19 protein-coding genes and 1 pseudogene are annotated in these 24,883 nt (G+C 62.6%); 6 read left to right on the top strand and 14 right to left on the bottom strand.

Going from position 1 to position 24,883, the window contains the following annotated elements; genetic code table 11:
* Window positions 1–14: 14 nt before the first annotated feature.
* Both ACLH0H_RS00100 and ACLH0H_RS00095 read right to left on the bottom strand, forming a co-directional pair.
* Window positions 15–1,307, bottom strand: a complete 1,293-nt coding sequence (locus ACLH0H_RS00100) for a PQQ-dependent sugar dehydrogenase (protein ID WP_411380478.1) — start codon at window positions 1,305–1,307, stop codon at window positions 15–17.
* Entirely contained in the window at window positions 1,304–1,729 is a 426-nt protein-coding gene (locus ACLH0H_RS00095; RefSeq protein ID WP_411380477.1) for a DUF2231 domain-containing protein, read from the bottom strand. The genes ACLH0H_RS00100 and ACLH0H_RS00095 overlap by 4 nt, the downstream gene beginning before the upstream one ends.
* 361 nt (window positions 1,730–2,090) lie before the next feature.
* On the opposite strand from ACLH0H_RS00095, the gene ACLH0H_RS00090 reads away from it, so the two are divergent.
* Entirely contained in the window at window positions 2,091–3,119 is a 1,029-nt protein-coding gene (locus tag ACLH0H_RS00090; protein ID WP_186688828.1) for a UV damage endonuclease UvsE, read from the top strand.
* A gap of 18 nt (window positions 3,120–3,137) precedes the next feature.
* Window positions 3,138–3,617: an AAA family ATPase gene (locus ACLH0H_RS00085; protein WP_411380476.1), complete on the top strand. Its 480-nt coding sequence runs from the start codon at window positions 3,138–3,140 to the stop codon at window positions 3,615–3,617.
* Window positions 3,618–4,206: 589 nt separating this feature from the next.
* Here the strand turns inward: ACLH0H_RS00085 and ACLH0H_RS00080 are convergent.
* The 3 genes and pseudogenes from ACLH0H_RS00080 to ACLH0H_RS00070 form a co-directional block, all read right to left on the bottom strand.
* Entirely contained in the window at window positions 4,207–4,974 is a 768-nt protein-coding gene (locus ACLH0H_RS00080; protein ID WP_411382473.1) for a methyl-accepting chemotaxis protein, read from the bottom strand.
* A gap of 87 nt (window positions 4,975–5,061) precedes the next feature.
* Window positions 5,062–6,063, bottom strand: a pseudogene (locus ACLH0H_RS00075) (cache domain-containing protein); the annotation flags it as partial.
* Window positions 6,064–6,293: 230 nt separating this feature from the next.
* On the bottom strand, window positions 6,294–10,268 hold the full coding sequence (locus tag ACLH0H_RS00070; protein ID WP_411380475.1) for a molybdopterin-dependent oxidoreductase: 3,975 nt from the start codon (window positions 10,266–10,268) through the stop codon (window positions 6,294–6,296).
* A gap of 573 nt (window positions 10,269–10,841) precedes the next feature.
* Between ACLH0H_RS00070 and nirB the strand changes: the two genes are divergently transcribed.
* Entirely contained in the window at window positions 10,842–13,382 is a 2,541-nt protein-coding gene (gene nirB, locus ACLH0H_RS00065) for a nitrite reductase large subunit NirB (protein ID WP_411380474.1), read from the top strand.
* Entirely contained in the window at window positions 13,382–13,744 is a 363-nt protein-coding gene (gene nirD / locus ACLH0H_RS00060) for a nitrite reductase small subunit NirD (RefSeq protein ID WP_411380473.1), read from the top strand. Before nirB ends, nirD begins: the two co-directional genes overlap by 1 nt.
* 199 nt (window positions 13,745–13,943) lie before the next feature.
* Here nirD and ACLH0H_RS00055 read toward each other — a convergent pair whose 3' ends face one another.
* A complete protein-coding gene (locus tag ACLH0H_RS00055; RefSeq protein WP_411380472.1) occupies window positions 13,944–14,513 on the bottom strand; it encodes a TetR/AcrR family transcriptional regulator in 570 nt (189 codons plus the stop codon).
* Between the two features lie 140 nt (window positions 14,514–14,653).
* On the opposite strand from ACLH0H_RS00055, the gene ACLH0H_RS00050 reads away from it, so the two are divergent.
* Window positions 14,654–15,346, top strand: coding sequence for a glutathione S-transferase (locus tag ACLH0H_RS00050; protein WP_411380471.1), 693 nt, complete (start codon window positions 14,654–14,656; stop codon window positions 15,344–15,346).
* Window positions 15,347–15,548: 202 nt separating this feature from the next.
* Here the strand turns inward: ACLH0H_RS00050 and ACLH0H_RS00045 are convergent, their stop codons facing one another.
* Window positions 15,549–16,112 carry a cysteine hydrolase family protein gene (locus ACLH0H_RS00045; RefSeq protein WP_411380470.1) on the bottom strand — a complete coding sequence of 188 codons (564 nt, stop codon included), beginning with the start codon at window positions 16,110–16,112 and terminating at the stop codon, window positions 15,549–15,551.
* 276 nt (window positions 16,113–16,388) lie between these two features.
* Between ACLH0H_RS00045 and ACLH0H_RS00040 the strand changes: the two genes are divergently transcribed.
* Complete coding sequence (locus ACLH0H_RS00040; protein ID WP_411380469.1) at window positions 16,389–16,865, top strand: DUF6882 domain-containing protein; 477 nt, start codon at window positions 16,389–16,391, stop codon at window positions 16,863–16,865.
* A 106-nt stretch (window positions 16,866–16,971) separates the two neighbouring features.
* Here the strand turns inward: ACLH0H_RS00040 and ACLH0H_RS00035 are convergent, their stop codons facing one another.
* The 7 genes from ACLH0H_RS00035 to ACLH0H_RS00005 all read right to left on the bottom strand — a co-directional run bounded on the left by ACLH0H_RS00035 (window position 16,972) and on the right by ACLH0H_RS00005 (window position 24,708).
* Window positions 16,972–17,538 (bottom strand): TetR/AcrR family transcriptional regulator, encoded by a 567-nt coding sequence (locus ACLH0H_RS00035; protein WP_411380468.1) that lies wholly within the window; start codon window positions 17,536–17,538, stop codon window positions 16,972–16,974.
* 25 nt (window positions 17,539–17,563) lie between these two features.
* Window positions 17,564–19,204, bottom strand: a complete 1,641-nt coding sequence (locus tag ACLH0H_RS00030; protein WP_411380467.1) for an AMP-binding protein — start codon at window positions 19,202–19,204, stop codon at window positions 17,564–17,566.
* A gap of 70 nt (window positions 19,205–19,274) precedes the next feature.
* Window positions 19,275–20,564 (bottom strand): methyl-accepting chemotaxis protein, encoded by a 1,290-nt coding sequence (locus tag ACLH0H_RS00025; RefSeq protein WP_411380466.1) that lies wholly within the window; start codon window positions 20,562–20,564, stop codon window positions 19,275–19,277.
* Between the two features lie 11 nt (window positions 20,565–20,575).
* The gene (locus tag ACLH0H_RS00020) at window positions 20,576–21,823 is read right to left on the bottom strand and encodes a GTP-binding protein (RefSeq protein ID WP_411380465.1); all 1,248 of its coding nucleotides are present in this window, start codon (window positions 21,821–21,823) and stop codon (window positions 20,576–20,578) included.
* Window positions 21,820–22,482 (bottom strand): nitrile hydratase subunit beta, encoded by a 663-nt coding sequence (gene nthB / locus ACLH0H_RS00015; RefSeq protein ID WP_411380464.1) that lies wholly within the window; start codon window positions 22,480–22,482, stop codon window positions 21,820–21,822. The genes ACLH0H_RS00020 and nthB overlap by 4 nt, the downstream gene beginning before the upstream one ends.
* Before the next feature lie 41 nt (window positions 22,483–22,523).
* The gene (nthA, locus tag ACLH0H_RS00010; protein WP_411380463.1) at window positions 22,524–23,117 is read right to left on the bottom strand and encodes a nitrile hydratase subunit alpha; all 594 of its coding nucleotides are present in this window, start codon (window positions 23,115–23,117) and stop codon (window positions 22,524–22,526) included.
* A gap of 76 nt (window positions 23,118–23,193) precedes the next feature.
* The gene (locus tag ACLH0H_RS00005; protein ID WP_411380462.1) at window positions 23,194–24,708 is read right to left on the bottom strand and encodes an amidase; all 1,515 of its coding nucleotides are present in this window, start codon (window positions 24,706–24,708) and stop codon (window positions 23,194–23,196) included.
* Window positions 24,709–24,883: the final 175 nt, after the last annotated feature.

Below are 24,883 nucleotides of genomic sequence, written 5' to 3'. Positions count from 1 at the left end.
CCTGTCGTGCACGGTTACTGGTTACGCGTTACCCGCCAAACGGTGTTGGCCAGGTCATCGGCGATGATCAACGCGCCTTTCGGGTCCACCGTCACGCCCACCGGGCGCCCACGGGTCTTGCCGTCGTCACCGCGAAAGCCGGTGGCAAAATCGACGGGCTCACCGGAGGGCTTGCCGTTGCTGAAGGGCACGAAGATCACCTTGTAGCCCACGGGGTTGTCGCGGTTCCAACTGCCGTGCTCGCCAACGAAGACACCGTCGGCGAACTTTTCGCCCATTTGCGGGATGGAGAAGTCCACGCCCAATGCCGCAACGTGGGAACCCAAGCTGTAATCCGGCTTGATCGCGGCGGCGACTTTGGCCGGGTTCTGCGGCTGGGCACGCGGGTCGACGTTCTGGCCCCAATAGCTGTAGGGCCAGCCGTAGAACGCACCTTCACGCACGGACGTCAGGTAGTCCGGCACCAGGTCGGGGCCCAGTTCGTCGCGCTCGTTGACGACCGTCCACAGTTGCCCGGAACCCGGCTGAATGGTCAGCGCCGTGGGGTTGCGCAGGCCTGTGGCGTAGGGTTTGTGCGCGCCGGTCGCGGCGTCGATCTGCCAGACCATGGCGCGGTCGATCTCGACTTCCATGCCGCGCTCGGTGACATTGCTGTTGGAGCCGATCCCCACATAGAGCTGGCTGCCGTCTTCGCTCACCGCGAGGGACTTGGTCCAGTGATGATTGATCTGCGCCGGCAGGTCGGTGACCTTGGTGGCAGGGCCGGCGGCCTTGGTCTGGCCGTCGGCGTAGTCAAAGCTCACCAAGGCGTCCTGGTTGGCCACGTAGAGTTTACCGTTGGCGAACGCCAGGCCGTACGGCGCGTTGAGGTTGTCGGCGAAGACTGTCTTGAGTTCGTAGGTGCCGTCACCGTCGGCGTCGCGCAGCAACGTCAGGCGGTTGCCGCCCTTGACCTTGGTGTTGCCCTCGGCCTTGATCAGACTGGCGATCACATCCTTGGGCTTGAGCTTGGCCGCGCTGCCGCCCCGGCCTTCGGCCACCAGGATGTCGCCATTGGGCAGCACCAGGGTCTGGCGCGGGATGGCGAGGCCAGTGGCGATCGCGCTGATGCTGTAGCCTTCCGGTACTTTGGGTTTCTGTTCACCCCAGGGGGCGGGCTCGGCAATCTTCATGCTCGGCAACAGGCTGCTTTGTTGCTCCGGCAACTTGGGGTCAGGGCCACGTGCCTGGGTCTTGTCACCTTCGCCACCGCAGGCGGTCAGCAACAGGGCGGCACTTAACAGGGTCAGTGTGCTGGACGTTTTCATTGGGCGACTCCCGAGCGCAGGTTAGTCAGGCCGATCCACGCGGCAACCAATGCCAGCAGCGTGACGATCGCCGAGAGCACCAGGCCCGCAGGCATCATCGCGAAGGCGTCCTTGGCATGCTGGAAGGCATTGACCAGGCCCAGTACCCAGGCGGCGAGCAACAGCAGGAAATACGCGGCCGGTCGCCCGGATTTACGCTCGGCGCGAAGCAGATTGACCAGCGCGAACAACAGCGCGAATCCACTGAATACCAGCGCGCCCGCAATCAGCCAGGACGCGAAGTTGGCCCATTGAATCTGGAAGGTCTGGCCATAGGCAATGTCACTGAGCAGGGCGCCCAGAAACAAGGGGACGCTGCCAGCAAGCAAGATTGCATGCAGCGCACCGGGCCTTGTCGGATAGTAGGTGGGGAGGGTAGTCATGTGAAGGGCGGCTCCTTATTGACGATGCACAGGGGAGTGCATAGGAAAGGAGCGTACGTTTTGTCAGAAAGTTCATTGGCTTTCGTGTCGGGATGTTATCGGGCCACGGTGTCTACAAACCTTTGTAGTGAGCGGGCTTGTCCCGCGCTGGGTGGCGAAGCCGCCCCAATAAAGACACCACGGAGCTCCAGACAGAACCGAGTCGCCTGGTTTGGGGCGGCTTCGCCACCCAGCGCGGGGCAAGCCCGCTCACTACCTATCGCCTCTGTGTCAAATAGGAGAGTGGTTGAACAATGAACCCCTGGCCGGGTTATGCGCCTAAGCCCTTATAATCCCGACGATTGCCACCATCAGGCCCCCCATGACCCATCCCCGCATCGGCTTTGCATGCCAGTACAAGCATCCCGAACGCCTGCTGTCGACCAGCGCCCTGAAGCTGATCGAAGGCCCGTTCAACCCGCGTACCACCACCCTGCGCTGGATGGACGGGGTCACCGCGCAAGTCGCCCGCGACAAGCTGGTGGAAGTGGTCACCCACAACCTGGCCGCCCAACTGCGCCTGTTGGCCTATGTGGCCGAACTGCCGCCGACCTTGCGCATGCTGCGCTTGAGCAGTGACCTTCTGCCGTTCTACAGCCACCCGAAAGTCGCCGCCGTGTACAAAGACCCCGCCATCGAGCGTCAGTTGGCGCAAGGTTTCGCCGCCATCGGTGAACTGGCGCGCGCGTCGGACATTCGCCTGTCATTCCACCCTGGCCAGTACTGCGTGCTTGGTTCGGAAAACCCTGGCGTAGTGGAAAACAGCCTGGCCGAGTTCGAATACCACGCCGACATGATCCGCATGATGGGCTACGGCCGACGCTTCCAGGACCTCAAGTGCAACGTGCACATCGCCGGCCGCCTGGGTGTGGAAGGCACCCGCGCGGTGTGGTCGCGCCTATCTGAGGTGGCGCGCAATTGCATCACCTTCGAGAACGACGAGAAGACCTACGGCCTCGATTACTGCCTGCAAATGGCTGACCTGGCACCGGTGGTGCTGGACATCCACCATTGCTGGATCAATGAAAACGACTACATCGCCCCCGATTCCGAACGGGTTGCCCGCGTGATTGAAAGCTGGCGCGGCGTGCGCCCGACCATGCACTACTCGCAGCCGCAGGAAGTCTTGCAGGAACTGGGGTTCGACGCCGAGCAAAAGCTGGAAATGGAGGCGCTGTTGCAGGTGGTCTCCAAGCGCGATCTGTATGCTCACAGTGCGCAGATGTGGAACCGCTGGACCAATGACTACGCGCTGCAGTTTTTCGATCGCTTCGACATCATGCTCGAAGCCAAGGACAAGAACGTGGCGGCGCTGGCGTTTTATGAGCATTTCAAGCGCCGTTCAATCTAGAGACAGGAGCCTTCACCCATGCCGACCCTGCACCTGTTGTGCGGCAAGATCGCCTCGGGCAAATCCACGCTCGCCAAGCACCTAGGCGTGCAACACAGCGCAGTGGTGCTGAGTGAGGACCAGTGGCTCGCGCGGCTATACCCCGGTGAGATCGCGTCAGTGTCCGATTACCTGCGCTGCGCTCAACGCATCCGCGGCGTGCTGGAGCCGCTGGTGGTAGATATGCTGGCCGCAGGCGTCAATGTAGTGCTGGATTTCCCGGCCAACACCCTGGCCAATCGCACCTGGCTGGTGGGCCTGGCACGGACGGCGGGCGTACCGCACTGCCTGCACTACCTGGAACTGGACGACGCCACCTGCCGCGCCCGCCTGCACGCGCGCAATGCGCAAGGTGAACACGACTTTGCGGCGACGGATGCCGAGTTTGACCTGATTACGCGGCATTTTTGTGCACCCAGTGAGGAGGAGGGGTTGGTGATTGAGGTGTATCGGCCTTGAGCGCCCACCTAGAACCGATTCCTGTGGCGAGCGGGCTTGCCCCGCGTTGGGCTGCGCAGCAGCCCCAGTGAAGACGAACGCGGTCTATCAGAGACTCCTCTGCGCCGGGTTTTGGGGCCGCTGCGCAGCCCAACGCGGGGCAAGCCCGCTCGCCACAGAGACCTAGCTTGCTGCGCGACAGCGCCAAACCAAAGATCTGGAGGGGCCTCCCACGGTTGAGCTGCGGTGTGGCTCAAATTGGGCCAGTCGTTAGACCGCAAATCCAACTCACACAGCCGATCCCCTGTGGGAGCTCCCGAGCTTTAGCGAGGCTGCGAAAGCGGTGGGTCATGCGATGAAGATGCCAGCAATGCCGCCGCCTTCGCAGCCTCGCTGGGGCTCGACAGCTCCCACAGTTGAGCGGCGGTGCTGCTGAAAAGGGCGCCAGTCGCCACACCGCAAATCCAACCGACAAAAGCCGATCCCCTGTGGGAGCTGTCGAGCTTTAGCGAGGCTGCGAAAGCGGAGTGTCAGGCGGCGAAAATGCCAGCAATGCCGCCGCCTTAGCGAGGCAACGATAGCGGTGTGTCAGGCCATCGAAAAACCACGGCTACGACTTGAACCGTCCCACCAGCCCATTCAATTCATCCGACAGGTCCGACAATCGCCCCGAGTCGTCCTGCGCCGAATTGGCCAGGCTTTCCACCAGCCGCGCTTCGTCGTAGATCTGCTGGATATGGCGGTTGATCTCTTCGGCCACGCTGTGTTGTTCCTCGGCGGCGGCGGAGATCTGCAGGTTTTGATCGCGGATCTCGTTGACCGACGTCTGTATGCCTTCAAAGCTGTCGCGCGCGCTCTCGATGGAGGCGACGCTGGCCCGCGACAAGTCCAGGCAACTGCCCATTTTTTGCGTGACTTCCTCGGTCTTGCTGCCAAGGGTGCCGAGCAGTTGCTCGATTTCGCCGGTGGAGTCCGAAGTGCGCTTGGCCAACGCACGGACTTCGTCGGCCACGACGGCAAACCCACGGCCCTGGTCACCGGCACGGGCGGCCTCGATGGCGGCGTTGAGCGCCAGGAGGTTGGTCTGTTCGGCAATCGCGCGGATGGTGCCGATGATCTGGTTGATGCTGCGACTGCCAGCCTCCAGTTCGGCCATGGCCTCGGACGACTCGGTCAGGCGGCGCCCCAGGCGGTTGACGTTGTCGGTGGTGACTTCGATCTGCTGCTTGCCCTCGGCCACGCGGCGGTGCCCGTTTTCGGCGGATTCTGCCGCGCCGCTGCAGGAACGTGCCACTTCGTTGGCGGTAGCGACCATTTCGTTGAACGCCGTGGACACCAGCTCCACCGCTTCGCGTTGCCGGCCCGCGGCTTCGTTCATGTTGTGCGCCACTTCGCTGTTGACCTTCGAAGCGTTGTGCAAATTGGCCGACGCCGCGCCGATATGCTGGATCAGTTGACGAATCGCCGCCAGGAACTTGTTGAACCAGCCGGCCAGTTCGGCGGTTTCATCCTTGCCTTGCACCTGCAGTTCGTGGCGCAGGTCACCTTCACCCTCGGCGATAGACTGCAAGCCGGTGCTGACCTGGCCGATGGGCTTGACGATGACGTTGGAAAACGCCGCCGCGATCAGCCCGAAAATCAGCACCAAGACGCCCACGATAATGGCGGTGAGGTAGGTCATGCGTGTGGCTTCGGCCATGACTTCGCGCTGTTCGATCAGCCCGATGTAGCGCCAGCCCAGGCCGGGCGAGGTCCATATGTTGGCCATGTAGCGTACGCCATCGATCACCACTTCGGTGGAGCCCTGGGGTGTGTCGGCCAGGTGCGCATACGGCGCGCCCAAGTCCTTGAGCGGCTTGAAACCGTGGGCTGCGTCACGCGGGTCAACCAGCACCACGCCGTCTTCGATCAGCATCACGTAGCCGCTTTCTCCCAGCTTGATGCTCTTGACCAGTTCGGTGAGGTTTTTCAGCGAGACGCTGACCACGAACACGCCCTTGGCCTTGCCGTTTTCCAACAGCGCTCGGGCGGTGCCGACCAACGCCACGTCATCTTTGTCGTAGTAATAAGCGGGCGTGCGCACGGTCTTGCCGGGGCTGGCCATTGCTGCCTTGTACCAGGGCCGGGTGCGCGGGTCGTACTTGGCCAGCTGCGGGTCGTCCGGCCACTTGGCGTAGGTGCCGTCTTCCAGCCCGATCGACAGGATGGCCGCCGCCGGATGGGTGGCGCCAAAGCGCGCGAAACGCTCGATCACCCCTTGGGCTTCGGCAGGCATCGGCTGGCTGGCCGCATCGGCGGGCTGATAGTTCTTGAGTGTGTTCAGCGATGTGTATACAGGATCGGTGGCCATTTGATCGACGTTTTGCAGCGTGCCATCGAAGAACTGGCGGATGTTGCCGTCGATCTGGCGGATTTCCCGGGTGCTGCCATCGATAAACTGATCCACCGCCTGGGTGCGTGTGTTCATAACCGAGATCACGGCCACAAGGCTCACCGGGATAAAAGCGACCGAAACAAATGCCAGCACCAGCTTATTTTTTATTTTCATCGAGACGACCATCAGCGTGAAGGGCGGCCAAATCGTCGTGCTCACTCGTAGGCGCTACGGCGATTTGCTATCACTCTGTTTCGGCGCGGCTTCGAGAAACCTTTAGGGTTTTTTGTACACAATACAAATTGCGATTGTTCTGTATCCAATCAGTACACATCACGCAGATAACGTTTCTGCCCGCTCAACTGGCGCCAGTATTCCACGGCGCCTTCAGCGCCAAGCCCGCCGTGGGTTTGCGCGACGTGCCGCAGGGCCTGGTCGACGTCTTTGGCCATATGGCTCGCATCGCCGCAGATATACAGCTTGGCGCCATCCTGTAACCAACCCCAAAGTTGCGCACCCTGTTCGCGGATGCGGTCCTGCACGTAGACCTTCTGCGCCTGGTCGCGGGAGAACGCCAGGCTCAAGTGGGTGAGCAGGCCATCCTGTTGCATGCCTTGCAACTCGTCCTTGTAGTAGAAGTCACTGGCCGCGTGTTGTTCGCCAAAAAACAGCCAGTTGCGGCCCTGATGCCCCAGGGCGCGACGCTCCTGCAAAAACGCACGGAAGGGGGCGATGCCCGTGCCGGGGCCGATCATGATCATCGGCACATCGCCGTCGCTTGGTGCGCGGAAGTGCTTGGAAGGCTGCACGAACAGCGGCACTTCGCCGTCGCCGACCCGGTCGGCGAGGAAGGTCGAGGACACGCCTTTGCGCTTGCCGTAACGCACGGCGGCCACGGTGAGGTGCACTTCCCGCGGGAAGGCCTTGGCGCTCGATGCGATGGAATACAAGCGCGGTTGCAGGCGCCTAAGGGTGCCCAGCAGTTCGTCCGCCGAGCACTCGATGGGGTATTGCTGCAATACATCCGCCAATTGCCGGCCCCATAACCACTCATTCAGTTCGGCCTTGTGCTCGGGGTTGAGCAAATGCTTGAGGCCTGGATCGGCGCTGCGCTCGGCGATGAAGGTCAAGGTGTCGCTGCTGGGGCGGGCGATTTCGAAGTGTTGGGTGAGCGCCTGCTGCAGCGGTACGTCGCCGAAGGTATCGATGTTCACGCAGGTACTGGCATCCAGGCGCGTCAGTTCGAGCAATTCGCTGACCAGCTCGGGGCAGTTGCGTGGCCTGATCCCCAGGGCATCACCGGCTTCATAGCTCAGCCCGGAGTCGGCCAGGTCCAGGGCGAACTGGCGGGTTTCCTTGTGCGGGCTTTGCGGGTTCAGGTGACGGTTGAGCAGCAGGCGCGACCCGTACAGCTTGGTTTTACCGGCAGGCATGGCGGGCGCCATGGACTTTGCCGGGTTGAGGCTCTGCTGGAACCGCACCAGCCAGGCGTCGGCGGGGGCTTCGAATTCGGTGTCGCAGTCGACGCGCTCCAGCAGGCGGGTGGCGCCCAGTTCCAGCAGGCGCTGGTCGAGCCGCTTGCCGTGGTTGCAGAACTGGTCGTAATTCGGATCGCCCAAGGCCAGCACCGCAAAGCGCAGCGACTCCAGGCGTGTCTCGGCGGTGCTGAGGCTGTGCCAGAACCCCTCGCCATTGTCCGGCGGGTCGCCGTCGCCAAAGGTGCTGCTGATCAGCGCCAGGGTGTGAGTGCTCGCCAGTTTGCTTGCGGGAAACTCCGACATCGCACTCAGCTCCACGCTGATGCCGGCCTCGCGCAGACGCTTGGCAAACCGCTCGGCCAAGGCCTCGGCATTACCGGTCTGCGACGCCCACAGCAGGGTAACGGCTGGGGAGGGCGTTGCAATAGTGTGCGCACGGCTGAACAAGCCGCCGAGCAAGCCGTCCAGCCACAAGCGCGACTCCCGGGCCAGGGGCGCATTCGCCGGCAGCGTCGGCACGCCGTCGTCCTGACGCGCGGCACTGGACTGCAAGCCACTGAGAAAACCGGCGAGGTAGGTGCGTTCGCCGTCGCTCAACTGAGGCGGCGGCACATTGCGCAGGCCGGCGATGTCGGCGAAAGCGTCAAGGCGCGACATGGCGAGTTCCTCTGGTAGGGGGGCTTGACGGTCTAGAAGCTGGTGTTCGATCAGTTCAACCCGCGCCAGGGAAACAGCGCAGAACTTGAACCCGGGCTGCAACGAAATCGGGTCGACGGCATCATGGGTCACGGCGTTGATCGCCAGGTGTTCGCCGAACACATCATTCCAATGGAAAGGTGCAAAACAATTGCCGGGCCGCACCCGGTTGGTGACCACGGCAGGCAGCACGGCGCGGCCACGCTGGGAGCGCACTTCCACGGCGTCCTTGTCCTTGATGCCCAGGCGCGTGGCGTCTTCGGGGTGCAGTTCCACGAACGGGCCGGGGTTGAGTTTATTCAGCGTGGCGACCTTGCCGGTCTTGGTCATCGTATGCCATTGGTGCTGCACGCGCCCGGTGTTGAGCACGAAGGGGAATGCGTCATCGGGCATCTCCGTCGGCGGCATATGTGGGCGGGCGAAGAACCGGCCTTTGCCGTTTTCGGTGGCGAAGCTGAGGGCGCCGTCCTTTATGTAGCGGATCGGGTTACGGTCCGCTGCGTCGGCGGACGCGCAGGGCCATTGCAGCGGCTTTTCGCGCAGGCGCGGGTAGCTTGCGCCGCGGATGTCGTAGCCGGTCGTGGGGTTCCAGGCGCGTTTGATTTCTTCAAACACCTCGGCTGCGCAGGTGTAGGTGAAGGCCTCGGCAAAGCCCATCTCACACGCGACCCTGGCGATTATCTGCCAGTCGGGCAAGGTCTCGCCGGGGGCGTCGACGGCCTTTTGCATCAGGGTCAGGTTGCGCTCGGAGTTGATCATCACCCCTTCGGCCTCGGCCCATAGCGCGCCGGGCAGCAGAATGTCGGCGTAGCGGTTGGTCTCGGTGTCGAGGAAGGCATCCTGGGCGATCACCAGTTCGGCGGCTTGCAGGCCTTTGATAACGGTCTGCCGGTTGGGCACGCTGGCCACCGGGTTGGTGCAGATGATCCAGCAGGCCTTGATCTGCCCGGCAGCCATCTGCTCGAACATCGCCACGGTACCGTCGCCGGCCTTGCGCGGCAGGCTGTCGTGGGGGATCTGCCACAGGTCCTCGATAAAGGCACGGTCCGCCTCGACCAACACCGAGCGTTGCCCCGGCAGGCCCGGGCCCATATAACCCATTTCGCGACCGCCCATGGCGTTGGGTTGGCCCGTGAGGGAAAACGGCCCGCTGCCCGGCCGGCAAATGGCGCCGGTGGCCAGGTGCAGGTTGCATAGGGCATTGGTGTTCCAGGTGCCGTGGGTGCTCTGGTTGAGGCCCATGGTCCAGCAACTCATCCACTCGGCGGCCTGGCCGATCCAGTCGGCGGCCTGGCGGATATCGGCCTCGGCCAGGCCGGTGATGGCGGCGACCCGCTGGGGCGTGTAGTCCTCCAGGAACGCGGGCATGACCTCCCAGCCTTCGGTGAAAGCGGCGATAAAGGCCGGGTCGGTATGGCCGTTTTTCACCAGCAGGTGCAGCAGGCCGTTGAGCAAGGCCAGGTCGGTGCCCGGTTTTATCGGCAGGAACAGGTTGGCCTTGTCTGCCGTGGCGCTGCGCCGGGGGTCTACCACGATCAGCCTGGCGCCGGCCTTGACCCGGTCCATCATGCGCAGGAACAGGATCGGGTGACAGTCGGCCATGTTGGCGCCGATCACGAAGAACAGGTCGGCGCGATCGAAATCCTCATAGGACCCCGGCGGGCCGTCGGAGCCCAGGGACAGTTTGTAGCCGCTGCCGGCGCTGGCCATGCACAGGCGTGAGTTGGACTCGATGTTGGCGGTGCGCACGAAGCCCTTGGCCAGCTTGTTGATCAGGTACTGGGATTCCAGCGACATCTGGCCCGACACATAGAAGGCCAACGCGTCCGGCCCGTGCGTATCGAGGACGTGGCGCAAGCGGCCGGCGGTTTCGCTGATGGCCTTGTCCATGGCGATGCGCACCGGGTCATGGTCCCGGGCCTGGCGCACATAGGCGTGCTCCATGCGACCGGACTCGGCGATGGCTTGCCCGCAGGTGGTGCCCTTGGTGCACAGGCGGCCGAAGTTGGTGGGGTGGTCCTTGTCGCCGGTCACCTTCACCACTTTATTGTGTTCGACCTGCATGACGATGCCGCAGCCCACGCCACAATAGGGACACACGCTGCGTACGCTCTGGTTTGCCATCAATCACCTGTGTAAACAAAAAAGGCGCCTTGCAACCCTCCGTTGAACACGGGGATTACACGGCGCCTTTGTCGTGAGAGGCAGTCAGCGTTGACTGCTTGATTTGAATCTTCCTAGCAAATCACGCGCCAGGTTCGGCCCTGTAGTGAGCGGGCTTGTCCCGCGCTGGGCTGCGCAGCGGCCCCAAACCAGTCACCCCAGTTTCAAATGACACACCGCAGCGGTCCGATTGGGGCGGCTTCGCCCCCCAGCGCGGGGCAAGCCCGCTCACTACATGCACATTTATGAAGCGTGGTGCACCAACGGGAGGCGCAGGAGGAAATGTCTGGCTCCTGCGATTGGCGCCAGAGGCCGTTGCAATGGGCAGTGCAAGTGTTTGGCACAGACCCTGCAAGCTCCCCCTCAACCCACTTCGGTCAACGACGATCGACACCTTGGGCAATAGCGGTGGATCCGGCGCAGTCGCCCGGTCCCAACCTGCATAAGAACAGGCAAAGGCGCCTGGAACCGAAAGGTTTCAGGCGCTTTTTTTTGCTTTTTTTAAACCGTGATGAGCTTTGTCGGGTGCTTTATATGAACAGTCTCAAAACCCTGATCGTCGTCGGCAATGGCATGGTCGGCCACCACTGTGTGGCGCAACTGATCGAACGCGGTGCGCTGGATCACTACCGCTTGCACGTGTTCAGCGAGGAGCCGATGCGCGCCTATGACCGGGTGCATCTGTCCGAGTATTTCACCGGCCGCGATGCCGAGTCGCTGGCACTGTCCGAAGCCTCGTTGTACCAGACCCCAGGGGTGACCTTGCACTTGGGCGTGCCGGTGCTGGAGATCGACCGCGCCCGCTGCGAGGTGATCACCGCCGAGGGCTGCGTAGCCTATGACAAGCTGGTGCTGGCCACTGGTTCCTATCCCTTTGTGCCGCCCATTGAAGGCGCCGAGGGCGATTCGCGGTTGGTGTATCGCACGCTTGAAGACCTGGACGCGATTCGCAAGGCGGCTGCCAACGCCCGGCGCGGTGTGGTGGTGGGCGGTGGCCTGCTGGGTTTGGAAGCCGCCAACGCGCTGAAGAGCCTGGGCCTTGAAGCGCATGTAGTGGAATTCGCGCCGCGCTTGATGCCGGTGCAACTGGACGACTTCGGCGGCCTGGCGCTCAAGGCACAGATCGAGCGGCTGGGCGTGGGGGTGCATTTGTCGCGGGCGACCCAGTCGATCAGCGCGGGTGAGCAGTACCGCTTCCGCATGAACTTTGCCAATGAGGAATTTCTTGAAACCGACCTGGTCGTGTTCTCCGCCGGTATCCGCGCCCAGGATGCGCTGGCGCGTCAGGCCGGCCTGGAGATCGGCCCGCGCGGCGGCGTGGTGATCAATGACGAATGCCTGAGCATCGACCCGAATATCTATGCGATTGGCGAGTGCGCGTCCTGGAACGGCAGCCTGTTCGGCCTGGTCGCGCCGGGCTACCAGATGGCCCGCGGGGTTGCCGCGCTGCTCTGCGAGCAAAGCGCCGAGCCTTTTGTCGGCGCCGACATGTCCACCAAGCTTAAGTTGCTCGGCGTTGACGTAGGCTCCATCGGCGACGCCCATGGCCACACACCGGGCGCGCGCAGCTACCAGTTTATCGACGAAGCCAGCGCCAGCTACCGGCGCCTGGTGGTCGATGCATCAGGCAAGCATGTGATCGGTGCAGTACTGGTGGGTGACAACAGCTACTACGACACCCTGCTGCAGTACATGCAGAACAGCATTGCACTGCCGCCCGAGCCGGCCAGCCTGATCCTGCCCTCGTCCAGCGGCGCACCGACCCTCGGCCCCGGCGCCTTGCCGGAGTCGGCCACCGTGTGCTCCTGCCACAACGTGACCAAAGGCTCGATTTGCGCGGCGATCGACGGCGGCTGCAGCGACCTCGGCGCGCTCAAGGCCCAGACCAAGGCCTGCACCGGCTGTGGTGGCTGCGCCGGCCTGCTCAAGCAGGTGTTCGAGCATGAGCTGATCGCCCGTGGCGTCAGCGTCGACAAAAGCCTGTGCGAACACTTCGCCTATACGCGCCAGGAGCTGTATGCCCTGGTGCGCGTGGAAGGCATCATCACCTTCGACGAACTGCTGGCCAAGCACGGCCATGGGCACACCGGTTGCGATGTGTGCAAGCCGGCGGTCGGCTCGATCCTCGCGTCGTGCTGGAACCAGCCGATCATGGACGCGTCCCTGGTGCCGCTGCAGGACACCAACGATACGTTCATGGCCAACATGCAGAAGAACGGCACTTACTCGGTGGTGCCGCGTATTCCAGGCGGCGAGATCACTGCGGAAAAACTCATCGTGATCGGCGAAGTGGCGAAAAAATACGACCTCTATACCAAGATCACCGGTGGTCAGCGCATCGACTTGTTTGGTGCGCAACTGCACGAACTGCCGGACATTTGGGGCGAGCTGATCGCGGCGGGTTTCGAGACCGGGCACGCCTATGGCAAATCCACGCGCACGGTGAAGTCCTGCGTGGGCAGCACCTGGTGCCGCTACGGCGTACAGGACAGCGTGAAAATGGCGCTGCTGATCGAGGATCGCTACAAGGGCCTGCGCTCGCCGCACAAGCTCAAGTTTGCGGTATCGGGCTGCACCCGGGAGTGCGCCGAAGCCCAAAGCAAGGACGTGGGCGTAATCGCCACCGAGAAGGGCTGGAACCTCTACATCGCCGGCAACGGCGGCATGCGCCCGCGCCATGCCGAGCTGTTCGCCACCGACCTGGACGACGCCTCGCTGATCCGCTACATCGATCGCTTCCTGATGTTCTACATCCGCACCGCCGACAAGTTGCAACGCACATCGGTGTGGCGTGAAAGCCTGGAAGGTGGCCTGGATTTCCTCAAGGACGTGATCCTGCACGACAGCCTCGGCCTGGGTGCTGAACTCGAAGCGCAGATGCAGCTGGTGGTCGACCGCTACGAATGCGAATGGGCCAACGCCCTCGCAGACCCGGAAAAACTCAAGCGCTTCCGCACCTTCGTCAACGACAAACGCCCCGACCCGGACATCCACTTCGTCCAGGAGCGTGGCCAGCGCCGGCCCATCATGGCCGCCGAACTCAACCTGATCCCCGTGATCGAGGAGACTGCCTGATGAGCACGCTCAACACTCAACGCAACCTGGCCACCTGGAAAAGCGTGTGCAGCGAGAAGGACCTGGTGAGCAATTCCGGCGTGGTGGTGTGGTTGGATGGCGCACAAGTCGCGCTGTTTTACCTGCCGGGTGCGCAGGACAAGGCGCTGTATGCCATCGACAATCACGACCCCGAGTCCGGGGCGAATGTGATCGGTCGTGGTTTGATCGGCAACATCAAGGGCGAGCTGGTGGTGGCGGCGCCGATCTACAAACAGCATTACCGTCTTGAGGACGGCCAATGCCTGGAGGCGCCGGATCAGTACCTGCGGGTGTGGCCGGTGCGGTTGAACGGTGGAGTGGTGGAGATTGGGATGGAGTGATACGCCATCTACTGGAGTTGCGCCAGCCGCTGGAACGCAAATCTCACCCACACTGCCGATCCCCTGTGGGAGCTCGCGAGCTTTAGCGAGCCTGCGAAAGCGGAGTGTCAGGCGCTGAATAAGTTGGCAGTGCCGCCGCCTTCACAGCCTCGCCGGGGCTCGACAGCTCCCACAGTTTGTAGAAGCGATGCAGGCCTGATTAACCCGCATTAGGGATGAGTCCCACATCCCGATAGCTCTGGATCAGTTCGTCGAACACGCGCAGATCGGCGCGTGTGCGTGCAATCAATTGTGCGCCGGCGATGGCGGTGTAGATCGCCCGGGCGCGGCGCTCGCTGCTTTGCGCATCGCCTGGCGCTATTTCATCGAGCACCGCCGCCAGCCAGGCCACGTTGGTATCGGCAAACGCCAGGATCTCTTTCTTCACGCCTTCGGGCAGGTCCAGGTACTCGGCCGCCATGAAGCTGGACAGGCACAGGCGGTTGCCGTCTTCGAGGGATTTGCGAAAGATGCCCGGGTAGGCCCGCAGGCATTGCAGCGGGTCGGGGTTTTCCTTACGCATGATCTCGAGGACACGGGCAGTGTCTTCCCAGTAACGCTTGGCAACGGCTGCGCCGAGGTCGGCCTTGCTCGGGAAATGGTAGTAGATGCTGGCGTTCTTGATCCCCACCGTTTCACCGATGCTGCGGAAGTTGATGCCGTTATAGCCGTAATGCTGGGCGGCGATTCGGGCGGCTTCCAGGATGGCTTCCCGGGCGTTTTCGCTCACGTTTGGATTCCTCGGTGCGTAGGGAGATGGACGGATTCTACGCTTAAAACTTTTTACCTGCCAAGTGGTAGGTAGTGCTTGACAGTGCCGATGAAAGCTCACAATCTTTACCTACCACTTGACAGGTAGGCGAACACATCATGACGACGCAATCGCAACATTCCGCTGCTGCCCAACCTCCGATGATGAAGATTTATGACTGGTACAACGGCCCCTATCCGGCGCGTGTGCGCATTGCATTGGCCGAGAAAGGCTTGCTGCCCAGGGTAGAGTTCGTGTCGGTCAACCTTTGGAACGGCGAGCACAAGCAACCCGCGTTCCTGGCCCTCAACTACTCCGGGACCTTGCCGGTGTTGCAACTGGACGATGGCACGCTCATCGCCGAGTGCACGGCGATTACCCAGTACCTGGATGCACTGGACGGCGCCCCGACATTGACCGGCAGGACACCGACCGAGCAAGGCCTGATCCACATGATGACCAAGCGCGCGGAGATCGAGTTCATGGACGCGGTCAGTGTGTACTTCCATCATGGCACGCCTGGGCTTGGCCCGGAGGTCGAGCTCTATCAAAACGTCGAATGGGGCCTGCGCATGCGCGACAAGGCGGTGCGAGGCATGCGCTACTTCGACGCCGTGCTCAAGTCCCGGCCCTACGTCGCGGGCAATGAGTTTTCCATGGCGGACATCGCCGTGCTGGGCGGCATGATCTTCGCCGCGCTGGTGGAACTGCCGGTACCGGCCGAATGCGAGGCTTTGCAGGCATGGCTTGCCAAGGTGAACGAACGGCCTAGCGTTCAGGCGTGGCGCGAGATGGTGGCGCAACCGCGTTAGAGGCGATGGCTTGCACGGCCGATGTCAGAGGCTAACGATGTCCCTTGTGGCGAGCGGGCTTGTCCCGCGTTGGGCTGCGTAGCAGCCCAAAAACCAACCGCAAGGGAGTATCTGATACACCGCATTCGGCTTACCGGGGCTGCTTCGCAGCCCAACGCGGGACAAGCCCGCTCGCCACAACAGGCCTGTTGGCTGGCGGGAATCAAGCTGAATGAGCCAGGATTTGGTCAGTCTCGACCACTGCGGCATAGTCCATCGCCAGGTTGCTCAACGACAAAGCATGCACGTCCTCAGCCGGCCACAGGCGCCCGGATAAATCGGTTTGATCAAACGTGTAGCAGGCGTCCGCCACTACGCTCACGTCAAACCCCAGGTTGCCAGCGGAACGTGCCGTTGCCTCGACTGAGTTGTTGGTGATCACACCGACGATCACCAATTGCCGGATGGAGCGCGCGTGCAGCCAGCGCTCCAGCCCGCTCGCCGCAAAGGCATCCGGGACATTCTTCTCCACCACATGCTCATGCGCCAGCGGTTGCAGCGCGGGCTGAAACTCACAACCGGGCTGGCCCGGCCAGAATACCGAGTCGGGGGCGCGGGATATATGCCGGATATGGACGACAGGGCGGCCGGATTGCCTCCATGCACCGAGCAAGCGCTCTATTTGCACCTCGGCATCCGGGTTGTTGCGACGCCCCAGTTTCGGCTGGTTCATGCCTTGCTGCATGTCAATGATCAGCAGTGCTGCGTTGGTGGCTGGCGGTTGCATGGCACGTCCCGTTGCGTGTGAGGCTCGAAACATAACACTCAAATTGGATCGCTGGGCAAGATCATCACGACAGGCACCTCGCGGCGCCAAACGTGTGCGCGTTCGTTGAGTTCATGTGTGCTCGATACCCCCGACCGGTCGCTGGTTCTGACGGGTCAGGTTCTTCATAATTGCGTGCGTGATAAAAACCCGGCGCCGCACAGCAAGCATGATTCGCAACGGCTGTGCCCCAAACCGCCTTGTACCAACCGGTTGAGCCTCACCAAGGAGACGTCCATGACGGACCATGAATTCGAAGCATTTTTGGCGCAGGTGATGGATGAGCTGTCACTCAAGCAAACGGAGTTGGGCCGCACTTATGGGCTGGGCGAAATGGCCCGCTGGTGGTTCGAACAGGCCACCGGGGTGGTCCAGTTCTTCGATGACAATGATAGGCTGGCCGTCGTGGCAGAAGTACTGAGCGTCGGTAGTTTTTCGGCGAAGTTCAATACCTGGAAATGGGCCTGGAGTAACCCTAGCGTCGAACCGGCCTTGCGCGAGGCCGCGCTGCCACTCAAACAGCTCCAGGCCATTACCGGGCGTGAGATCTTTGGAAGCGATGAGGCCTTTGCGGTTCACGACGAAGGCATGGCCTGGGAGCTGACCGCCGCAGCCGTTCATCATCTCCAGGCGCAAGGCTGCTACCGGGCGCCGTCCGGTCCTCTGGGACCTACTACGTTCCTGGCGATCAGGGCGATCAGGACGGTTCAATGAGCCAGGCGACCAGGTTTTATCTGGAGTTCTGCGGTTTCTGTATTGGGGCGGCTTCGCCACCCGGCGCGGGGCAAGCCCGCTCACTACAGTTGCTCCTTCAGTTGGCTCAAGGCAGCGTATTGATCGCCTGCACCACCGCATGGGCGATGGTCTTGGTAATGACGCGGCGCTGAGCGTTGTCCATCATCGGGCTCAACCAGGCGGGCAGGTTGTTCAGCAGGGGCAATATTGCCTTGAGTGCACCTTCACGCAGGGGCCCGCCAGGTTCACGGCTCAGTTGCCCGACCAGGCTCAATAGTTCTGACTCGTAGGCTTTCCTCAATCGCCGCACCTGCTGCTCCATGGGCGGGCTCAGGCAACTGGCGTCCATGACGGCCAGCTTGAAGTGCCCGGTCATGTGTTCATGCAAGCGCAGGTGGTATTCGATCAGTGTGGTCAGGCGTTGCGCGGGAGGCAGTTTGCGCTTGTTGACCCGCTCAACTTGGGACAGCAACGCCTGATACAGCTCCACCAGCAGCTCGAACAGCAATGCCTCCTTGCTCTCCACATGGTGATAAATCGCACCAGGGCTGATGCCGATATGCGCCGCCAGTTCACGCATGCTGATCTGGCTGAAGCTGCGCTCCTTGAACAATTCCAGCGCTTTGCGCTGGAACTCCATGCGGCTTAGCATCCGAAAAGTCCGCCTGTGCTCACATTCATGTGTCGAGCGCCTGCTGTTTTGCAATCTCCTGGTTGCGCAAAATGAACCGTTGCAACTTGCCGCTGGGGGTCTTGGGCAAGTGCTCGACGAACTCGATTTCCCGCGGGTAAGCATGCGCGGCCAGACGCTCGCGGACATGCAGGCGCAGCACTTCAGCCAGCTCCGCGCTGGGCTGGTACTGATTGTTCAGTACGACAAAGGCCTTGATCAGTTCGGTGCGTTGCGGATCGGGCTTGCCGATTACGGCCGCTTCGACCACTGTCGGGTGTTCGATCAGCGCACTTTCCACATCGAAAGGCCCGACGCGATAGCCGGAGGTGGTGATTACGTCGTCGTTACGCCCAATGAAGCTGACACTCCCGTCGTCATTGAGTTCGACGATATCGCCGCTCAAGTAATAACGGCCGACGAAGGCCTTGGTGGGCATCCCCAGGTACCCCCCGAACCAGCACAGCGGCGAGTGCTCGCGATCAACCGCGAGTATTCCCGGCTGGCCGGGCGGCAGTTCCCGCTGAGCGTCATCCAGCACGACAATACGGTAGCCGGGCACTGCATAACCGGCCGAGCCCTCGCGTATCGGGTGGTGTAGCCCGTGGTGATTGCACAGCACCATGCCGATTTCGGTCTGGCCGTAGTGATCGTGAATGACCACCCCGAGTTGTTCGGCAAACCAGCGGATGACTTGCGGGTTGAGCGGCTCGCCGGCGCTGCTCACCGCCCGCAGTTGGCCACGCACGGCATCAGCGAACACGGCCCCCGCAGCGATCAGCAGGCGATAGGCAGTCGGTGAGCCGGCCAGGTTGTTGATTGCATACTTGGTAATGACCCGCTGGGTACTTTCCACCGTGAACGGCCCGTCATAGAACAGTGTCGCGTGGCCGCACGCGAGCGGCCCTGCCACCGCGTAATACAAGCCATAGGCCCAGCCGGGGTCGGCGAGGTTCCAGAACCGATCGTCCACACGCAGGTCAATCGCGTCATGCATGTAGCCCTTGAAGGCCAGAAGGGCGCTTAACGGCACCTCCAGCGGCTTGGCCGGCCCGGTGGTTCCCGAGGTGCACATCAGCAGGAAAGGCGCACTGGCGTGCAGCAGCACGGGGGCGCAGTCGTCGGGCTGGCGCTCGAGCACGCTCCAGAAGTCGTGATCACTCGGGCAGCTTGAGACGCCACCGGTCACGATGATATGGGGGCGGTTGGCAATGTCGTCGAGTTTGGGGCGGTTGTGTGCGTCGGTCACGATCCAGCGCGCGCCGGAACAGCCCAGTCGCTGCTCGATCGCCTTGGGCCCGAAAGCGGTAAAAAGCGGCTGGTAGACCGCACCGATGCGCCAGGTGCCTAAAATGGCGATCAACAGTTCAACCTTGCGCGGCATCAGGCCGGCCACGCGATCACCGGGCTTGACCCCTTGCTCGCGCAGGAAATTGCCGAAGCGTGCCGCGTAGGCCCGCAACTCGCGGAAGGTATAGTGTGCGGCGCGCCCATCCTGGGCTTCGCAATACAGCGCGACATCGGCGCCCTGGGTATGCCGGTCGCAGCATTCGATACAGGCATTCATGGCGGTCAGCTCACCGTGCAGAGCTCGGGCGGCGAGCGGCAGATAATCGAAGGATGTAACGGCTGATTCATAATCACGCATAACGATACCTGCTTATTATTGTTGGGAGCGGTCCTGCAAACACACGCGCCAGGCAGGCGCTTTCAAAGGTCTAGCTGTCGATCATGTCGGCGGCTTGCTGGGTCGCCTGGCTGGTGCGGGTCGCCAGCTTGCGCACCTCATCGGCGACCACCGCAAAGCCACGCCCGGCTTCACCTGCGCGTGCCGCCTCGATGGCGGCGTTCAGCGCCAGCAGGTTGGTCTGGCTGGCGATGCCCTGGATCGTGGCGACAATTTGCGTGAGCTTGCTCAGGGTTTCCTGCATGACCCGGTGCTGCTGCTCCTGAGCCTCGCGCATCGCACTTTCTTCATGCCGGGCGTGGATGTCGGTGATGGCGCCCACTACCCGTTGCGGTGAGCCGTCCGCTGCGCGGCGCGTTTGGCCACGCCCGCGAAACCAGCGGTACGTGCCATTTTGGTGCTTGAGCCGATAGTCCACATCGAATGGGGTTTTGCCGCTGCGGTCCTCAACGTGCGCCACAAATGCAGCGACGGCCCGCGCGCTATCTTCGGGGTGCAGGCGCGAGGTCCAGCTTTCGAGGGTGTTGGGAAACTCCTCGACCGTGGCGCAGCCTAACAGCCTGCGCATCTGCGACGACCACCAGATGACATTGTTCGGGTTCGCCGGGTCGCCGGCCACCACCTCGATATCCCACAATCCGTCATGCAGCATTTCGCGGGAAATTTCGAAGCGCGCAGCCGCCAGTTCGAGTTCCTCGTGCCGGATGTACTGTTCGTGGATATCCTGCAGGCTTCCGCCCATAGCGACAGCCACACCGTGCGCATCGCGGCGCGAATCACCGCGCAATCTGCACCAGCGATAATCGCCTCCCGGCGCGACTGCCATGCGCACGTCCAACGCAAAGCGTGTACGCCCGCTGCGATCGGCCAGGTGCCGCTCCACGGCCGTCAGATGGCGTTGCCGGTCGGCGGGATGCAGTTGTTCGTTCCAACGCTCCAGTTGATCAATCGATTGGGTATCGGGCGATATGCATCCACTCCAGCGCAGCGCACACGTCGGCGCCAGTGCATTCCCGTCCAGCTCAAGCTCCCAGAACAGTGCATCCGCACCTTGGGTAATCAGCGCCAGGCGGGCTTCCCATTGCTGCAGCAGCCTGTCACGCGCGGCCAGGCATGTGCTCAGCTCGGCGACGTCGAGCGTCAGCGTGCGTGTTTGTTCCTCCAAGGCCCGCCGCTCCTGCAGCACACGCTCGACGCTCGCCAGGATGCGGCGCAACAACGGGTTGTTCGACAACAACGGGGTGCCTGGCTGGTCCGGCTGGTCCAGTCTGTCGGCGAGGGGCGCCAATACCCAGCGGGTGGTTCGGTTGAAAAAGAGCATGGAACACCTCCTTAAATGGGATCAACAGCCAAGGCGCGCGCGGACAAAGCGGCGGCGTCAAAGGCGGCCGCTCCCGGCAATGCTTGCCAGGCCAGCGGGCCGGCGGCGATTTCCTCGGCGCTCAGCAGGCAGTTGTCGAGTTCGCGCTGCAACCTATGGGTATCGAGGCCCTGGCCGATGAAGACCAACTCCTGCCGACAGTCGCCGACAATGCCATCCCACTTGGCCATGAGGCTCTGCAAGCGATATTCATCCCGTGGCCATTGCGACGGCTCGATGAAGTTCCACCAGCGGCCCACATAGTCCCACTGGAATTGCTGGCCGCTTTGCGCGAGCAAACCGGTCTCCAGGTGCCGACTGGCCAGCCAGAAATAACCTTTACTGCGCAACAGGCGACCGTTGCACCAGGGACGCTGGAGAAAATCGAGCAAGCGCCGCGGATGAAACGGCGCGCGCTCGCGGTACACCCAGGACGTCACGCCATAGGTGTCCGACTCGGAAACCGCTGCGTCGCCGGCCTCCATTTTTTGCATCCAGCCCGGCGACGCCGCCAGGCTGGGCAAATCGAACAGGTGGGTGCCGAGGAGGGCGGCTGACGCCACCTGGCCGTGTGTCATCGGCATGATCCGCGCGGCCGGGTTCAGGCTGGCGAGGATCGCGCGCAACGCCAGGTAACCCGCTTCACCGATCAGGTCCAGTTTGTTGACGAGAATGACGTTGGCATACTCCACCTGTTCGATCAGCAGGTCTGCCAGTGGGCGCGCAGACGCGTCCTCGGTGCTGCCGCGAGCCACGCTGGCGCTCGACTCCAGCAGCGCCTGAAACTGACTGCCGTCGACCACCGTCACCAAGGTATCGAGCCGTGCCAGTTCGCTGAGGCTGAAGCCATCTGCGTCGAGGAAGGCGAACGTTTCCGCGACCGGCATCGGCTCGGAAATCCCGGTGGACTCGATGAGCAAGTAGTCGAAACGCTGCTGGCGCGCCAGGGCGCTGATCTGCTCGAGCAAATCGGCGCGCAGCGTGCAGCAGATGCAACCATTGCTCATCTCGATCAGCTCATCTCGACCACGCTGCAGCGATACGTCGCGCTGCACCGATTCGGCGTCGATGTTGACTTCGCTCATGTCATTGACGATGACCGCTACTTTAAGGCCTTCGCGATTGCGCAGAATATGGTTGAGCAGGGTGGTTTTTCCGGCGCCGAGGAAGCCCGAAAGTACCGTCACCGGTAGTCGGCCCGACTGGGCGCCGGCCATCATGCATTCACCGCTTGCGAAGGGTGGGCCTTGTCCAGATAGCCCTCGAAAAGATCGACTACCACGAAACCCTCATCCGCCGCGTCCCCCCAAAGATCCTTCACGCGAAACTCGACGTGGTAAGTGGGCTGATGCGCCGCGCTGGTATCGCCATGGCCAATCGCGTCGGGGAACGGCCACGTCGTCGAGGTGCGGTGCAGGACCACGCCCTCCTTGCCACGCACATAAGCCGGCATTCGCACATGCCCCGCCACGTACTCGTCTCGAACCACCACGCGCTCGCCCACTTCGAACGGCGGCCGACCAGTGATCGCCGAGCGTCCCTTGGCATGGGCGGGGTTTGCCAGCTTGAAGTGGGAGCCCAGGGCCTGATCGAGCTCGGCCTGGGTGATTACGCCTGTTTCAACCAGCAGCGTGGCGGTCGCAATGACATAACGCTCGTAGTACTGCGTGCCCACGTGCTGGCGCACATCCAGGCGTTCGACGGCGTGACGGACTTCGTCCACGCTGAACTTTTTCAAGTGATCGACGCCGATGAACATCAAGCTGTACGCGAGGTGCTCCCAGTCCTGCTTGAACACAGGTGTGTAGCTCAGGCTGTTGATGGTGTGGGGGACTTTGCCAAAGCCTTGGAAACCGCCGAGATCGTGAAAGCCATCCATTGTGCATACCTCCGGAAAGTGAAAGGGACAAAGCGCCTTGGCTACGCTACGTGGGGCAGCGCCACGCCGATCAGCACATCCTTGGTGATCAATGTTCGCAGCGTCTCTTCATCCATGGCTTCGCTGCCCACGGGTCTTACAGGCAGTACCAGGTAGCGTGTTTCGGCGCTGGTGTCCCACACCTTGACGGTAACTTCATCCGGGAGGTCCGTGCCCAATTCGCGCAGCACGGTGCGGCCTTCACGGACCAGGCGGGCACGGAATTCGAAGCCCTTGTACCACTCCGGCGGCAAGCCGAGGACGGGCCAGTTGGTGCAGGAACACAGGCTGCACACAATCACGTTTTTCAGCGTCGGCGTGTCTTCCAGGGCCACGATGTATTCGCCCTGTGGGCCGGTATAGCCGAATTGGGCACACGCGGCAGTACCATCCCTGAGCAGCAGCTCGCGAAATTGGGGGTCCACCCAAGCCTTGGCCACCACCCGGGCGCCGTTCTCCGGGCTCCAGTCGTGCGCCATCAGCTGTGTCAGCTGTTCGATGTAACCGTCGGGAATCAGCTGCTTTTGCTTGAGCACCTGGAATAATGCCTGCGCGCGCTCGCCTGGGGTCGACGTGCTGTTTTCATGGGTCTTCATTTTGGATTCCTCATCATTGAGCTTCGAAGCAGCGCCTGATGGCTTTACTGTTTGCGCTTCACGTGGGGCGAACCGGCTACAGGGTTTTCCAGTCGACAGACGCCTCGAAGGCAGCGGCGGCCTGGTAAATCGTGCCTTCGGCGTAATGCTTGCCCACCAGCATGAGGCCGACCGGCAACCCGTCCACCAGGCCGCAGGGAATCGACATGGCCGGATGGCCGGTGACGTCCTGGGCCGACGCATTGCCGATCATTTCCAGCGCGCTGGCCACGTATTCGGTGATCGAGCAATCCGCTGGCGGATGGGGCTGGGCTACGATCGGCACGGTCGGCATCACCAGCAGGTCGTAGTGCGCCAGTGCCGCGTCGTAACCGGCCCGTGCCATGCGCCGAAGGTTTTGCGCCTTGGCGTAGAACCGCCCGTTGTAGCGGTCCAGGCCGTATTGCCCCACGAACATGCACAACTTGAGCGAGGCGGACAGCGCATCGGCCTGCTCGCGCCATTGCGCCTGCTTGTCCAGCAACGCGACGTCATACAGCCCTTGCCAGTTAAAACCGGCGCCATTGCCGTGCATCATTTGCATGGTCAGGCCTTCACAGCCGATGGGGAGCCACAGCGAACCGGCGATCGTATGTTCCGGCACCGACACCTCCTCGACCTGAGCGCCCAGGTGTGCAAACCAGGCAATGGCATTGCGCACCGAAGCGGCGACGCGCGGATCCTGGTTCGCCAGTGCAAAGCCTTCCTGCAGGATGCCGATCCGCAGCCCCTGCACACCGCGCTCCAGGTAGTCGCTGTAGGTGTCGACCCGCGGCGCGGCCTGGCGCGGATCGAGCCCGTCCGTGCCCGCCATGACCTCCAGCATCAACGCGTTGTCGCGCACCGTTGCGGTAATGGGACCGGCGTGGTCGATAGTCGCTTCGATGGCCATGATGCCGGTGTAAGGCACCAGGCCGTGGGTCGGCTTCATCCCGTAAGTGCCGCAGAAGGCCGAAGGAATCCTGATCGACCCGCCCTGATCGCCGCCGACCGCCAGGTCGACCTCGCCCGTGGCCACCAACGCCGCGCTGCCCGAAGACGAGCCGCCCGACGAAAAACCCTGGCGGTAGGGGTTGTGCACCGGCGCGGGATCGGAGGTGTGACTGCCGCCGGACAGGCAGTAGTGCTCGCACGTGGCCTTGCCGAGGATGGTCGCGCCCGCATCCAGCAAGCGCGTGACTACAGTGGCGTCGAACGACGGCACGAAGCCGTCCAGCGGCTTGGCACCATTCATCATGGGCACGCCGGCCAGTGCGATATTGTCCTTGAGTGCGACTGTCTTGCCCGCCAATTTGCCAGTGGGTGCACCGTTGACTTCAGTGCGCACATACCAGGCGTTGAGCGGGTTGTGCGCCGCCGAAGGGCGATAGCCCGGCGTGCGCTCGTAGCGTATTGGCGGGATGCAGTCGGGCAACGCGTCGATCAGGTCGTAGGCGTCGAAGCTCGGCTGCATCAACGCCAGGTATTCGCTGGCCTGCTCGCGGTCGAGCTGCATGTGCAGGCTACTGGCGGTGTCCAGTAGCTGTTCGAGGGTGGGGCGAACGATTGCCATCGTGAGGCTTTCCTTATCGTAATGGCCTGTGAGCACTGTGGAGTTCAAGATAATCCGGGCCGGCCCACACAGGCTTGGCTGAAAAAGACAGCGGCTTGGTTGAAACGGACATAGCCTCCGTAGTGAGCGGGGCAAGCCCTAATGCCAGTCAGTTAAGCGCAATCCCCTGTGGGAG

It is taken from the genome of Pseudomonas sp. MPB26, from assembly GCF_046605355.1.
Classification (GTDB): domain Bacteria; phylum Pseudomonadota; class Gammaproteobacteria; order Pseudomonadales; family Pseudomonadaceae; genus Aquipseudomonas; species Aquipseudomonas cedrina.
This window is presented reverse-complemented; position numbering and strand designations above follow the sequence as displayed.